Raw genomic sequence first — 14,870 nt, forward strand, 5'->3', positions numbered from 1 at the left:
TTTGCAAAGATAAAACTTAAAAACGGAATGCAGTCAAAGCACTTCAAGAAAGTACCATAGAGAGATCTTTTTTTATCATTTGTTAAATTACATTTGTTGGAAACACAAAGGCGCAAAGAGTTTCATGCGTTATGAATATTTTAAGGCGCAAGAATATCTAAGATTTTCAGCAAGGGAAACATTAAATTTTCGTGCAAATCATACAGATTGTGCATTTTTTTTATGTAAATATGCAAAATCAGCGTGAGATTAAATAAAATATACAGTACACAATTTTATCGGAGATAAAATCTCTGCATCTTACAGGATTTAAAACAATTTGCGTCTTTGCGTTTTCCAACATTAAGTCTATAAAAAAGCGCAACTCATACGAGCCACGCTTTCATTGTAATTCAACCTAATAGCATTCAACAGGAATTTACCCTTCCCAGGTTTCTACTTTCAGGATTTCAATTTTTCTTTCGCCATCTCTGAACGGCCAGCTGATAATATCCCCCACTTTATATCCTACTACTGCAAGAGCAATATCCGAAAGTATGGAATGTTTATTCTTTTTAAGTTTTGCTTTAGTAGATGGCACAAAAATATATTCGTGCTCAAAATCCAAGGTATGGTCTTTTAAAGTTACTTTCCTTTCAACGGTTACAATATCAGCAGGCAGATTTCTTCTCAATACCTGTTTCGCTTTTCTAAGTTCTTCAGTTAATCTTTTTTCTTCTCCGATGCTCACTTTTTTTCTTCTGAGTGTATCTTTTATAGCATCATAAATTCCGGTGGTTACAATAATATGATTGGACATTTTTTTCAATTTTTAAAATTAAAATGCAGTTATCCCAAAAGATCCAATGTAGAATCCAGGCATACAACAGCCTTCTTCTATAGAAAACCGCAAAAAAGCAATAAATAAAATCCGGAAAAATCCCCTGTCTTGGATCCTGACAGGGCTTAATTGATAAAGTCCTTAGAACTTTTCAGAAAAGAATCTGTATGTAGATAAAGTAATGACAGCAACAATCCTGATTGCCTGCGTTCTGCTGATAAAGAGATTGTTGCTGCCATTATTATAAAATTCTTTGTAATCCTTACAAAGATAGTAATTTAAAAACGGAATGTAGCTGCTGCACTTAAAGAAACTCTTGTCAGACCTTCTTTCTGGTCATCACCAAGATCAACGGTTTGTCCATTAACTTTTATTTTGCTCAAGGTTCCTGCCGTAATTCCCAACTTTGGACCTATCATAAAGTTTTTCGAAACTGCATATTGATAGGCTGCCCCCAGTTCCAGACCAAGGTTGGAACCTGTACCTTTTACAGCTTCTGTTTTTGTAGTGTAAGTAATCACTCCAAGAGATACATCAGCAACAATTTTGTGGTTTGTAGGTTTGGTATAGTTGGAGAACATAACGGAAGGTCCAAAGAATGTAATATTATCTTTAGTGCTTATAGAAGCTGTAACAGTCTGCCCATTCATATTGTATCCGCTCAATACAGCACTGCTGGAAGCGTTATAATTGGAAAATTTAGCACCAATCCCAATATTTTTCACATTATAATAAGCAGCAATTTCAAAATGGACTCCGTTTTTCAATCCTTTAACATAATTTTTTTCTGCCATGGAAAGCCCAGGTGCTGTTTTAGCTACTCTCCACGCATATCCTACAGCCGGTATGATGGTTATTTTTTCCTGTGCAAAAGAAAGTAAAGAACTCGAAATAGTTCCTAATAGAATTAGTTTTTTTATCATGGTTTTAAAGTTTCCGGCAAAATTAAAATTTTCTTCGGGAGAAACAAGCTAAAATTTAAAGCGTCTGTTCTCTTTTTTATCAGAAAGTTTTTTCTTGCCATCAAGTCTTTTTTGTTTCTGAGCTCTTGAAGGTTTTGTTGCGGTTCTTTTCTTTGGAACTATGAGGGCTTTATTTACAATTTCAATTATTTTTTCAATGGCTTTATTTTTATTCATCAGCTGAGTTCTGCTTTCAGAAACTGTAAGGAATAAAAAGCCATCTGCATTGATCCTGTTTTTCACTTTATACTGAATCAATATTTTTTCATCATCACTGAAAAATTCTGAGGAATCTACTTTCCAAAGTACGGTAACAGCGGTTTCCACTTTGTTGACATTCTGCCCTCCTGCCCCGCTGCTTCGGGAAGTTTTGAAACTGAGTTCTTTTGAAAAGTCTTTCATGTTTTTGACTAAATATTTATATTTTTATGCAATTCCATTCTGTTTACTTTCCCGTTGGGTGTCCGCGGAATTTCACTGATGAAAATAATTTCTTTGGGTTTGTGAAAACTCTTCTCAAAAGGGATTTCTGAGATTTTCTTTATGACCTCATCAGATTCATTTCCTTCTATAATCAGTATCAATTTCTGCCCCAAACTTTCATCCGGCAAACCGATAAATACGGCTTCATTCGGAATTTCTTTTTTCACCAATGTTTCAAGAGTTTCTGGAAAAATTTTCGCTCCTCCTGAGTTGATAACGTTATCAATTCTTCCTAGAAATTTAAATTGTCTTTCATTCCTAATGTTAACTAAATCATTAGTTTGCAATTCTTCAGCATTCACATTAGGGGCAAAAATTTTCAGACACCCCCGATCATCCAAAGAGATGGACACATTTTCAAAAACCGTAAAATAGTCTTCCTGTTCCGGCATCAGTTGTTTCAAACCAATATGAGAAAGCGTTTCTGACATTCCATAGGTTTCAAAAATATGGTTTGAAGCACTGAGGTTCATCTGTAGGATTTTATTTTTCAGACTTTCTGAAACTGCTGCACCACCGATAATCAGGTTTTTAATCAGATGAAGTTTTTCCAGTGAATTTTCTACCTGAAGCGGTGTCATGGCACAAAAATCTATTTTTTCTTCCAAATCCTCAACAGGTTTCAGAGAAGGTTCTGCAATTCTTAACTTCAACTCTCTTTCTATAGAACGGACTATCATCATTTTTCCTGAAATATATTCTACAGGAAGGCAGAGTAACGCAGTATCTCCTTTTTTTAATCCCAAAAAGTTACAGGTCATCACTGCAGAGTTGATCATTTTCTTTTTTTCGATCTCAAAGATTTTTGGTACTCCTGTAGAGCCTGAAGTCTGTACATTCACTCCCGCTTTTTCTGAAAACCACTCTTCAAGAAAAATTTTCACTTTTTTTTCAAATTCCGTATGGAACGATAATTTATTAATATTGAGATTATTGAAGTCTATCAGCATATTTTCCGTAAATAAAATCCACAGTAAATTTAAAAAAAAAATCAAAAATCCTTGTATATAAATAAAAAAGATGTAAATTTGCACCACCAAAATAAAACAGACCTATAGTGTAACGGTAACACTCCGGTTTTTGGTACCGTCATTCGGGGTTCGAATCCCTGTGGGTCTACAAACCATCCTTTTTAAGGATGGTTTTTGTTTTATATTTACTATCATATTTTTCATTAAAATTTCATCTTTCCCGGATTTAGTTTCCTGACAAAACAGTTTTATCCTACTTTTAATTGGTGTAGAATTAAAAAAACAAATACTATTTTTTGATGTAAACAGTAGAAAATTGAAAGAAGATATTTGTAAATAAGAAAAAAATACATAAATTTGCATCACCAAAATAAAGCAGACCTATAGTGTAACGGTAGCACTCCGGTTTTTGGTACCGTCAGTCGGGGTTCGAATCCCTGTGGGTCTACAAACCATCCTTTTTAAGGATGGTTTTTATTTTATCCTTATTTCCGACTGAATTCGGAAATAAATAATTAAAAAACTATAACCTATGAAAAAACATTATTTCTTTTTATTTTCCATTATCAGCATTTTTTTGAACGCCCAAAGTTTTAGTTTCGATTCTACATTCGGAAATGGTGGTTATTGCATGTATGATAATTTTTATGAAACATCGGATGCCGTCATGCTTCCAGATGGTCAATTCATTACTGCTACATCCACAGGTTCTATCACAATAAGAAAGGTAAACCAAAGTGGAATTCTTGATACTGCTTTTGGCACAAAGAATTATGATATGGGCAGCAATTCATCAGATAAGAGTGAATCTATCAAAAAAATTGTTTTAAATAACAATAAGATATTAGTCTATGGAAGGGTAAATGCCACTCCTACCCACAGCTTATATGATTGGTTTCTAACCAGAATTAATCTGGACGGATCTTTGGACACCAGTTTTGGTACTAATGGTTTTACCACTCAATCTGTGAGTCAAAATGGTACAGCAGATGATATTGCGGTAGATCAGAATGGCAACAGCTACCTTCTTGTTTCCAACATGGGTTCTTATATGGTAAAAGTAAACCAGAATGGAGTCATTGATAACAATTTCGGTACTAATGGAAAGTTATCACTTAGTACATTTTATCCCAAAAAGTTTTATATCCAGAATGATGGAAAACTGGTAATGGCGGGTACTAAAACTAATACCCTAACCTATACTGAGGATTCTTATATCGAAAGAAGACTGCCCGATGGTACTTATGATACTACATTTGGTAATAATGGATCTGTTTTTATTCCTAATACGGATGGTTCTGTAGCCAGAAATTTTGAATATGATTATACTAATAATTCGATCTTAGTGCTACATAGTAAAAATACGACCTTTGGAGGTACTTTCTTTTTGTCTAAAATTCAAATTTCAGACGGCTCTTCTGTTACTGGGTTTTCCAATAACGGAAGAACACCAGATTACAGCTTTAACACTGCACAGCAACTGACATTGGGACAAATTACCGTATTACCAAATTCAAAAATAGTAGTAATGGGGGCTTTAATGAATATGTATAATGGTACTCCAAACCTTATTCAGCAACTATTTGTAACAAGATTAAATGCTAATGGCAGTGTGGATTACACCACTTCCAGCGCTGGTTTTCAGTATTTCATGGCTGCTCCTCCTGCTGCATCAATAAGAGCTGATTATGTTAAAAAGTTATTTAACCTTAATGATGGCTCACTTGTTCTTGCATATTCCGGTGGTAGCGTAACGTATGGCTCTAAGTCTTTTTTGACTAAATTTAACAGTGGTTTCTTAGGACTGAATGATATCTCTGATAAAGATCAGAATACTACTTTTACCCTTTACCCTAACCCGGCGGGTGATAACATTACGATACAAAATAAAAAATACAGCAGCGAAAGTTTTGAGTACAATATTTTTGATATGTCCGGGAAAAAAATTCAAAGTGGTTCTTCAAAATTCAATGAACAAATAAATGTTCAGAGACTGGAAAAAGGAAATTATATGATCCAGTTTGACACTAAAAAAGGAGATAGACAGTCTTTGAAATTATTGAAGAAATAAAAGTAGATATTGATCCTTTATAAATAGAAACCATTCTTTCAAGGATGGTTTCTATTTATTTACTGATACATACTTAAATTGAGATTAAAATTTTATTTTCTAATATAAACATAAAAATAAAAGCGGAAAAAATTCCGTTTTTATTTTTTTGATGACAATGATTAGAGTAAGTATTAAACTTACTTATAAGGCTTCCCCTTACAATACCAATCATGTCTGATAATGGTATCTTTTTTATGAACAACAAGTTCTAGATTTCCTGCTCTCTTAATTATTGTATCTCCCGCTTCCACTTCATTATAATCGTCAATCCAGTTATTGTGTACCATAATATTTGATTTCTCATAGGTTATGGGATGATAGCCTGTAATTTTAATCCAGGAATTATTTATACTAGCTTCTCCGACAATCATATTATATTCATCAGGATAGAAAGCTTTTTTTACATCATTACAATCAGGTTCTCCACATGAAGTCACCAAGATTAAAAAGCTAAAAAAAACAAATATTTTCATACTTTAATCAAATATTAGGGGTAAACATTTAACTTATTTATAAGCTTTTCCTTTACAATACCAATCATGCCTGATAATGGTATCTTTTTTATGAATAGCAAGCATTAACTCTCCCCTTTTCTTAACTATTGTATCTCCTTCCTCAACTTCATCGAAGTCTACCATCCAATTATTATGCACCATAATATTTGATTTCTCATAGGTTATGGGATGATAACCTGTAATTTTGATCCAGGAATTATCTATACTAGCTTCTCCGACAATCATATTATATTCATCAGGATAGAACCCTTGTTTCACAGTATTACAATCAATTTCTCCACAAGAAAATAAACCTAATAAAAAAACACAAAAAACAAATATTTTCATAATCTAATCTAATTGAGATATATGCCCAATTTTTAAAAAAAAACCAATTTCTATTGGGTCTCGTTATCTGATTTCTATTTTACTTTGAATACAAAAAAATATAATAAAAATTAACCATTAAAGGTATCAAAATATTTTTCATCACTACAAAATGCCTAGTTATTTTTCCAGCAATGTATTTCATTTTCCCTAAAAATACTAAAGACCTTTTTACAAGGTCTTTATATTTAGAAGTAATTTACTTATTATTTTTTCAGATCATCAATCTCCTCCTGTATAGATTTGATTCTGTCTCTTAATTCCTGACTTACTTTTCCTGGAATTTTTTTAATTTTCCTTAAATCCAGAGCGAGCATAATGGAAGCAATTCCCATGAAAATAAAAGAAACACCAGTAAGGGTAACTAATGAAATTCCTGTAAATACTGGATTAAAAATCAACAACAGAGAAAAGATAATTCCTCCGACACTGGCAAGGGCTACATTTCCCCAACTCATTATTCTCATACTTCTCAGATCAAATGCAAAACCTAATAACTGAAAAGAACGAAACAGTAAAGTAAATCCTATGACAAACGGAAGCACAGTCATTGAAATCTGAGGATTTGCGATGAGATATACTCCTATTGCAGTAGTTAATAATCCGCTTACCAAAAACCAGCCCCAGCCCTGCAAGGATTTACTGTTTTGTAAGGAAAAAAATATTTCCGTAATTCCTGAAAACAAAAATGAGACACTGAAAAAAATAGAAAGTGTAACATACGTTGCAAGTGGCACACTGAATACATAAAAACCACAGATCAGAAATATAATTCCGAAGATTAATGGAATGTACCAATGTTTTACGGTATTCGTAAGAGTTTGAAATAAATTAGCCATAGGTGTCTTTTTTGGTCCTGCCTACTTTTTTGTAACGGTTTTCGGCTTATCCGCAGGTATTTCAACAGATTAAAATTTCACCTGAATTTGAAATATAACCTCTTACTAAGATACAAAAAAATAACCCGGGAACGTGTCCGATTCTGTGAATTGTTTCCACAAAAAAAGCATCAGATAAAGCCAATTTGTTTCATTGAATTCATCTGATGCAGAAATATCACTTCATTATTTGAATTTATTTTGTCAGATTTCCTGCTGGCTGCTGCTGCGTAACACAATGCACCATTCCTCCGTTTTCGTATAGATTTCTTACGTCTATTCCTATTACTTTTCTATCCGGATACTGTTCCTGAATAATTTTATTGGCAATTTTATCATTAGGATCTCCATAATTTGGAACGAGTACTACTGTATTAGCAACGTAATAATTGACATAAGACCCTTTTTCATCCAACTGTTTTCCATACGCTGTTGTTACTTTATTCTTGGTTGCAGGCACGTATACTTTTTTGTATTCTTTTCCATTTACATTGGTTGCTGTATAAAGTGTATTGACATCTTTTTCAGAAAGGCCCAGGTCAAGAAGATCATCATCTTTCATGGTAATCATGGTATTATGATTAGTAAATTTCATAAAACCGTCAATATGCATATCCGTAACGTCCAATCCGGTCACCCCATCAAGCCAAATTACTTTGGATACTCCATAGTACGTTTCAAACACTTCTTCGGCTTCTTCCTGAGTGATATCTTTGTTTCTGGTAGCCCCTTTTTTCTGGCTGATTACTGAACTTTTACAAGCCATCAGTACACCATTTCCATCAGTTTCTACAGAACCTCCTTCGTTGACCATTTCATCATTCAGATCGATTACTTTTATTCCAAGATCATTACCCAGCTTTTGTGGGATTGCGTCACAGTTTTCAAAATCAAATTTCTCGCCCCATCCGTTAAACCCCCAATCTTCAATGAGAACATTTCCTTTGTTGTCTTTTACGAAAATAGGTCCGTTATCTCTAATCCATACATCATCTGTAGGATAGATTCTGAAATCAACATTCTTCATGGAAACTTTATTTTCTTCCAGAAGGCTGATAATTCTATTTTTTTCCTCAGCATTATAAGCAATAATGTGAACTTTCTCCCCCGGCTGAAGGGCTTTTGTCATATCTACCCATGTCTGCTCTACCCTTTTGCGGTACGTCATTCCATGCTGATAGTGATGCGGCCATTGCAGCCAAGTTCCTTCATGCCGCGAAGATTCTTCGGGAAAACGATAATCTGTCTGTGCCATACTTACTATAAAACTCAATACTAAAGTGAGTGTGAATAATTTTTTCATATCATTAAAATTTCTTTCCAATAAATACACCGAAATTGACATCGGTTTCAAAACTGCTCCCCGTCTGGGAAATATTACTTCCTATTCCCAACTGCATCTTTTTCTTATTTTCTATTCCTAAACGGATCACCTGGCTGCTTGCCTGATGTTCTTTAAAACTAAAATCAGATTCTACGATCAACATACTGTAAAGGTTAAGCTTCTCATTAATTTTCGGAGTATATTCCAGTAAAGTATAGAGCCCAAGCCCAAATTCTTTTGCATCCGTAGAATAGGTAAATGCAGGAAATATATTGATTCCAAAAACGTCATTTTCTTTACCATATGCCAATCCTACGGACGGCATGATATCTTTATCTGAAATATGAACTCCGGCAGAAACTCCCAGGTTTTTTACAATTCCATAATTAATATTCTGATAGAGCTCAGGACTTACTTTTCCTGATACATAGTTGTAGCTAATAGTTCCTGAAGCAAAATAATTCCATTTGCCATTGAAATCTTTATTATAAATCCCCAGAAGTTCAGTCTCTTTATTTCCGCCATACGCCTGAACAGAAATTTGTGCCTTCGCACAAAAAGGAAGTAATAAGATGAGAAGAAATATATTTTTCATTCTATTTGTTTTTTGAGATTTTACATTGCAAATTCATCATAGTGATGATTTACAGGTGCAAAATTACGTCTCTCAAAAAAACAAATCTTGTCCTAAATTGACATTCTTTCCAAGCAGCTTAAAATATCCAGCAAGCCAAAACGATAGAAAAAAAAGATATATTTTCAAGATATACCCTACTACCAATTTACAGAAATAAAAACAAAAAAGGTGAAAATCATTTAATTTTCACCTTTTCAAAACATATTTAAATCTGTTTTATATTTTTATTTTGGTTTGTACAACTTATACATAACGAACAAAAAGCCAATCCATACCGGAATCAGAATCACCTGAATTTCCATTCCTGTAATACTCATCAATCCTAATATCAGAACCAAGAAGGCAATACAGATATAATTGGATATTGGATAAAATATGGAGGGGAATTTTGAATGAATTCCTGATGCATTTATAGATTTTTTAAACTTCAAGTGGGTATAGCATATCATCAGCCAGTTGATGATCAAAGTAGATACTACTAAAGCCATTAAGTATTCAAAAGCTTTTTCCGGCACTAGTTTGTTAATGATAATACATATCCCAGCAAAGCACGATGAAATAAGAATAGCGTTGATAGGAACAGAATTTTTATTCAGTTTCTTCAGGAATTTTGGGGCATTCCCCTGCTGAGACAATCCGAAAAGCATTCTGCTGTTGCTGTAAACGCTACTGTTATATACTGATAAAGCTGCCGTTAAAACAATCAGGTTCAGAACATTCGCAATCAATGTATTGAATTGAACTACTTTACCAAAAACACTGAATTCAAGGCCGTTCAGATTTTGAAACACCATTACAAACGGGCTGGATCCTTCTGTAATATCTCTCCAAGGGCTTAATGAAAATAAGATTACCAAAGCTCCTACATAGAAAATAAGGATTCTATAGATCACCTGGTTGGTAGCCTGTGGAATGGTTTTCTCCGGATTTTTAGCTTCTGCAGCAGTAATTCCGATAAGTTCCAACCCTCCGAAAGAGAACATGATCATGGCCATTGCTGAAAATAATCCTGAATATCCGCTTTCTGTTTTATTAAATAAGCCTTTCGGGAAGAATCCGCCATCATTCCATAAATTGGAAATGGTTGCTTTTTCTCCTCCTGTGCCACTTATCAAAAGATAAACCCCGAAGATAATCATAGCAATAATAGCGACTACTTTGATGATAGAAAACCAGAACTCTGTTTCTCCGTACACCTTTACAGAAGCAAGATTAAGCGCATTAATTACAATAAAAAAGAATAAACTGGAAACCCAAAGCGGTATATCCGGCCACCAAAAGTGAATATAATGTCCAATTGCCGTGAGTTCCGCCATACTTACCAGGATATAGAGAATCCAATAGTTCCATCCGGATGCAAATCCCGGGAAATTTCCCCAATATTTGTAGGCAAAGTGACTAAAACTTCCTGATACGGGTTCCTGAACAACCATTTCACCAAGCTGACGCATAATAAAAAAGGCAATAATTCCTGCTAAAGCATAGCCTAAAATTACTGATGGTCCTGCCAGTACTGCAGCCGGCCCAATTCCCAGAAACAACCCGGTTCCTATGGCTCCTCCAAGGGCTATTAATTGTATGTGTCGATTTGTTAATCCTCTAACTAAAGTATCCTTTTCTCCTGTTTTATTTTCGTTGCTCATTGAATGAATTATTCGGTCGCTAAATATATAAAAACTTTTCAGAGAAATTCACATTCCATGGGGTAAATTGACAATTCGAGTTCCCATAACAGAAGAGACCTCTTTTCTTTTTATAGTATTGATAAAGCTTACGAGTTGCTGTCAATTTTTCAGCACAAAAAAAGATCTCCCTCAACTGCTGAAGGAGATTATTATTTTATGATAACTTATATTAATGTAAAGCGCAAAAACTAAAGCTTACAAAAACTCCTTCGGAATCGAAATATTATTCTTTTTCATATACTCCAAAAGATCCTGGTATTTGTCTTCATATGCATCTATTCCACATTTATGCGAAATGCTGCAGATATCAGATGGTTTGATGTCTAAAATAGTTGATATTTTAGTCAGTATCTCCAGATTGATCTTTACCTTGGAGTTCTCAATATCGGAATAAGCCTTCTGGGAAATTCCCATTTCAAAAGCCATATATTCCTGCGTAAGATCTTTATTCCTACGGATTTTCCTGATATTTTGTCCACATACTTTCATCGTTTTTGTTTTAGTAGTTTTCGGTATATTTTAGAAGATTATCTAATAGCCTCTAACAAAGTTAATAAATACCTTTGGCAAAACATTATACACGTTACATGATATTTATTTTCAACATAGAAAAGAGTCAAAAATAAGCCTTTTTTCAGAGAAAATATCACTTCGGTAAACACTATTGGAATTTATGGAGACGCAAAAATTTAATTATGACAATAATATTGTCAGAGCATTCCTCTATGCAACTATTGCATTTGGACTTGTAGGATTTCTGCTGGGGCTTACAGCTGCATTGATGCTTTTTTATCCTGAATTACCTGAATTTTTATTCGGTACGGATGATACAACTATTAAAAGCTTAGCTTCAGGCAATATTCAGGGACTGATCAATACTCAGGGAGCAATGGGCTTCGGAAGAATCAGAATGCTTCATACCAGTGCTGTAATTTTTGCTTTCGTATGTAATTCCTTTTTCTGTGGTGCTTACTACAGTATGCAAAGACTTCTTAAAACAAGAATGTATAGTGATACGCTTTCATGGATCCATTTTTGGTCATGGCAGTTGATGATCGTTAGTGTAGTGATTACTTTCCTTATGGGAATCAACACTTCTAAAGAATACGCTGAACATGAATGGCCTATTGACATCTTAATTGCATTTTCATGGATCGTTTTTGGAATCAATATGTTTGGAACTATTGCCAAGAGAAGAGTGAGACATTTATATGTAGCCATCTGGTTCTACCTTGCAACCTGGATTGCTGTAGCAATGCTTCATATCTTCAATAACCTGGAAGTTCCGTTATCTTTCACAAGCTGGAAATCTTATTCTGTATATGCAGGTGTAAAAGATGCATTAGTACAATGGTGGTATGGGCACAATGCGGTAGCATTTGTATTAACTACCCCTGTATTAGGTCTGATGTATTACTTTATGCCAAAAGCAGCACAGCGACCGGTATTCTCATACAAGCTATCCATCATTCACTTCTGGTCGCTGATCTTTGTATACCTTTGGGCCGGGCCTCATCACCTGCAATATACAGCTTTACCTGCCTGGGCTCAGGCCGTAGGAACGGGATTCTCTATCATGCTTATTGCACCGTCATGGGGAGGAATGCTGAATGGTCTTCTAACCTTAAGAGGAGCATGGGATAAAGTAAGAGAAAATCCGATTCTGAAATTCTTTGTAGTTGCTATTACCTGTTATGGTATGGCTACTTTTGAAGGACCTTTATTGGCAACAAAATCATTAAATAAAATTGGTCACTATACCGACTGGGTTATTGGTCACGTACACTTAGGAGCTCTTGGATGGAATGGTTTCATGGCATTCGGAGTGGTATATTATCTGGTTCCGATCATGTGGAGAACGCCTCTTTGGTCTAAAAAACTGGCCAACTGGCACTTCTGGCTGGGAACATTAGGAATTATCTTCTATGCCGTTCCTATGTATATTTCAGGATTCACACAGGGATTGATGTGGAAACAATTCAACCCAGACGGAACCTTATTATGGAAAAACTGGCTGGATACTGTTACCGCGATCATTCCTTACTTTAAAATGAGATTCTTAGGAGGTATTCTTTATCTGTCCGGAGCAATTTTAATGGTCATCAACGTTATCAAAACTGTTAAAGCCGGTTCATTCCAGAAAGAAGTTCCTGCGGAAGCTCCTGCATTAGCCAACATTAGTACTTCAAGAAAAGAAGGCGAAGGGGTACACCTGTGGTTGGAAAGAACACCTACTCTCCTTTCTATATTAGCTTTTATCACAATAGCAATTGGTGGATTGGTGGAGATTGTTCCCACACTCTCACTGAAGCAAAGTGTTCCGACGATCACGGCAGTAAAACCTTATACACCGCTGGAACTGGAAGGAAGAGATCTTTATATCCGTGAAGGCTGTAATTCATGCCACTCTCAGATGATCAGACCTTTCCGTGATGAAGTGGTAAGATTTGAAGGAAAAAACGGACAGTATTCCAAAGCCGGAGAATTTATTTACGACAGACCTTTCTTATGGGGATCTAAAAGAACAGGACCGGATCTTCACAGAGAAGGAGGAAGGAACCCAGACTCATGGCACTTCAAACATATGTACAACCCAAGAATTACGTCTGCCGGTTCTATCATGCCTCGTTTCCCATGGCTGATCACCAATAAACTGGACCGTGATCAGATGGTGGATAAGATGAAACTGATGAAAAACGTTTTCGATGTTCCTTATACAAAAGCTCAGATAGATTCTGCCAACCAATGGGCAGACAACCAGTCAAAAGCAATTGTACAGAGAATCTACTCTGAAGCAACAGATGTGAAAGATCAAATGGTAAAAGAGAAAACAGCAAAAGGATCTGCGTATATACCACTTGAACAGAGAGAAATTGTAGCGATGATCGCTTACCTGCAAAGATTAGGTACCGACATTAAAACAACACAGGTACAAACAGCAAGTGTAGAGTAACATTAAAATTGAATTGCAATGAAAACGAGAACCCCAATTTCAATATATATCGCAGCAACGATAGGTTTAACGATCATGGCCTTTGAAATGTTCGCCAGTGATTCAGGATATTTTTCTTCTCCTTTTTTCTGGGCGCTTATATTAATTGCCATTATCCTCCTGCTGATCATGAATTCGATTGGAGATCTGGTGGAAAATGAAAATTTCAACAGATTATCAGAAGAAGAGAAAAAACAATATCTGGCAGACAAAAAGGTTCCTTATTATCAGAAATTATGGAACTCTGCCTTCAAAAAACAATCCGTTACAGAAGAAAAGGATATCCTTATCGACCACGGTTTTGACGGAATTACAGAGCTTGACAACTCACTTCCGAAATGGTGGATTGGTCTGTTTTGGTTTGGATGTATCTTCTGTGTAGTCTATCTGGTAGCCTTTTCTTTTACAGATTACGCCCATCCTGAGGTAGAATATACCAAAGAAGTAAAAACCATGTTGGCCTCTATTGAAGAATATGAAAAAACAGCTCCTCAGATCAACCTGGAATCCGCAAAATACAGTGCTGATAATATCGCAGAAGGTCAGGAGCTTTTCAAAACGAATTGTGTTACCTGCCATGGAGACGGAGGAAAAGGAGGAATAGGCCCGAACCTTACTGATACACACTGGATCAACATGAAAGAAAAAAGTTTATTTAAAAATGTATTCTGGATGCTTGAAAACGGTTCTCCAAACAATCCTACCATGAGGCCTTTCATCAAGGAAGGAACCATCACAGGAAGAGATGCTGAAAAGATTGCTGCTTACATTTACCATATCAACCAGGAAACCGCTCCTATTACAGCCGCACAAGGCGGTGCCGCTCCGCAGGGAGAAGAAGTGAAATGGGAAAACGGAAACAACTAAAAAATTATTATCTATCATATAAACCATGCCAAGCCCCCTTTTCTACACTAACATTTGAATTTCATTTTTGCTAACTAACCTTTTCAACATTAAAATGATATAAAGGGGGCTTTTTTACAATAAATATCCATGCCTTGGTTCGTCTTACTCAACTATTCACTTGACAACTACAAACTAAAAATTCCATAATAAGACAGCCAAGGCAGGATTTTTGCATTTGCAAAGGATACCACAACAAAGACTAAGTAAAATAGTAT

The 14,870-nt window shown here is 35.2% G+C and carries 14 protein-coding genes and 2 tRNA genes; 5 read left to right on the top strand and 11 right to left on the bottom strand.

Annotated elements, in window-relative coordinates:
* Positions 1 to 418: 418 nt before the first annotated feature.
* From AC57AW_RS22350 to AC57AW_RS22365, 4 genes are all read right to left on the bottom strand, one after another.
* A complete protein-coding gene (locus tag AC57AW_RS22350) occupies positions 419 to 799 on the bottom strand; it encodes a GreA/GreB family elongation factor (protein WP_496353634.1) in 381 nt (126 codons plus the stop codon).
* Positions 800 to 1,098: 299 nt separating this feature from the next.
* On the bottom strand, positions 1,099 to 1,743 hold the full coding sequence (locus tag AC57AW_RS22355; protein ID WP_496353635.1) for a hypothetical protein: 645 nt from the start codon (positions 1,741 to 1,743) through the stop codon (positions 1,099 to 1,101).
* Positions 1,744 to 1,791: 48 nt separating this feature from the next.
* Complete coding sequence (arfB, locus tag AC57AW_RS22360) at positions 1,792 to 2,184, bottom strand: alternative ribosome rescue aminoacyl-tRNA hydrolase ArfB (protein WP_496353636.1); 393 nt, start codon at positions 2,182 to 2,184, stop codon at positions 1,792 to 1,794.
* A gap of 8 nt (positions 2,185 to 2,192) precedes the next feature.
* Positions 2,193 to 3,215, bottom strand: coding sequence for an AMP-binding protein (locus AC57AW_RS22365; protein ID WP_496353637.1), 1,023 nt, complete (start codon positions 3,213 to 3,215; stop codon positions 2,193 to 2,195).
* 98 nt (positions 3,216 to 3,313) lie between these two features.
* Between AC57AW_RS22365 and AC57AW_RS22370 the strand changes: the two genes are divergently transcribed.
* The 3 genes from AC57AW_RS22370 (at position 3,314) to AC57AW_RS22380 (ending at position 5,307) form a co-directional block, all read left to right on the top strand.
* Positions 3,314 to 3,384 (top strand) — tRNA-Gln (locus tag AC57AW_RS22370).
* Between the two features lie 229 nt (positions 3,385 to 3,613).
* A tRNA-Gln gene (locus tag AC57AW_RS22375) sits at positions 3,614 to 3,684 on the top strand.
* 84 nt (positions 3,685 to 3,768) lie between these two features.
* Complete coding sequence (locus AC57AW_RS22380) at positions 3,769 to 5,307, top strand: T9SS type A sorting domain-containing protein (RefSeq protein ID WP_496353638.1); 1,539 nt, start codon at positions 3,769 to 3,771, stop codon at positions 5,305 to 5,307.
* A gap of 179 nt (positions 5,308 to 5,486) precedes the next feature.
* Here the strand turns inward: AC57AW_RS22380 and AC57AW_RS22385 are convergent, their stop codons facing one another.
* The 7 genes from AC57AW_RS22385 to AC57AW_RS22415 form a co-directional block, all read right to left on the bottom strand.
* Positions 5,487 to 5,822: a hypothetical protein gene (locus AC57AW_RS22385; protein ID WP_496353639.1), complete on the bottom strand. Its 336-nt coding sequence runs from the start codon at positions 5,820 to 5,822 to the stop codon at positions 5,487 to 5,489.
* A gap of 33 nt (positions 5,823 to 5,855) precedes the next feature.
* Positions 5,856 to 6,191 carry a hypothetical protein gene (locus AC57AW_RS22390; RefSeq protein WP_496353640.1) on the bottom strand — a complete coding sequence of 112 codons (336 nt, stop codon included), beginning with the start codon at positions 6,189 to 6,191 and terminating at the stop codon, positions 5,856 to 5,858.
* Positions 6,192 to 6,436: 245 nt separating this feature from the next.
* Entirely contained in the window at positions 6,437 to 7,069 is a 633-nt protein-coding gene (locus tag AC57AW_RS22395) for an HdeD family acid-resistance protein (protein WP_047420013.1), read from the bottom strand.
* A gap of 235 nt (positions 7,070 to 7,304) precedes the next feature.
* Positions 7,305 to 8,411, bottom strand: a complete 1,107-nt coding sequence (locus AC57AW_RS22400; RefSeq protein ID WP_496353641.1) for an agmatine deiminase family protein — start codon at positions 8,409 to 8,411, stop codon at positions 7,305 to 7,307.
* A gap of 4 nt (positions 8,412 to 8,415) precedes the next feature.
* Complete coding sequence (locus tag AC57AW_RS22405; RefSeq protein WP_496353642.1) at positions 8,416 to 9,027, bottom strand: hypothetical protein; 612 nt, start codon at positions 9,025 to 9,027, stop codon at positions 8,416 to 8,418.
* Positions 9,028 to 9,293: 266 nt separating this feature from the next.
* Complete coding sequence (locus AC57AW_RS22410; protein ID WP_318846519.1) at positions 9,294 to 10,712, bottom strand: amino acid permease; 1,419 nt, start codon at positions 10,710 to 10,712, stop codon at positions 9,294 to 9,296.
* Between the two features lie 237 nt (positions 10,713 to 10,949).
* Positions 10,950 to 11,243: a helix-turn-helix domain-containing protein gene (locus AC57AW_RS22415; protein WP_318846518.1), complete on the bottom strand. Its 294-nt coding sequence runs from the start codon at positions 11,241 to 11,243 to the stop codon at positions 10,950 to 10,952.
* A 184-nt stretch (positions 11,244 to 11,427) separates the two neighbouring features.
* Here AC57AW_RS22415 and ccoN point away from each other — a divergent pair, with 184 nt between their 5' ends.
* Together ccoN and AC57AW_RS22425 are read left to right on the top strand one after the other, a co-directional pair.
* Entirely contained in the window at positions 11,428 to 13,707 is a 2,280-nt protein-coding gene (gene ccoN, locus AC57AW_RS22420) for a cytochrome-c oxidase, cbb3-type subunit I (protein ID WP_496353643.1), read from the top strand.
* An 18-nt stretch (positions 13,708 to 13,725) separates the two neighbouring features.
* The gene (locus AC57AW_RS22425) at positions 13,726 to 14,613 is read left to right on the top strand and encodes a cbb3-type cytochrome c oxidase N-terminal domain-containing protein (RefSeq protein ID WP_496353644.1); all 888 of its coding nucleotides are present in this window, start codon (positions 13,726 to 13,728) and stop codon (positions 14,611 to 14,613) included.
* Positions 14,614 to 14,870: the final 257 nt, after the last annotated feature.

It is taken from the genome of Chryseobacterium sp. BGA-UO-ETr-SB22 (genome assembly GCF_059567885.1).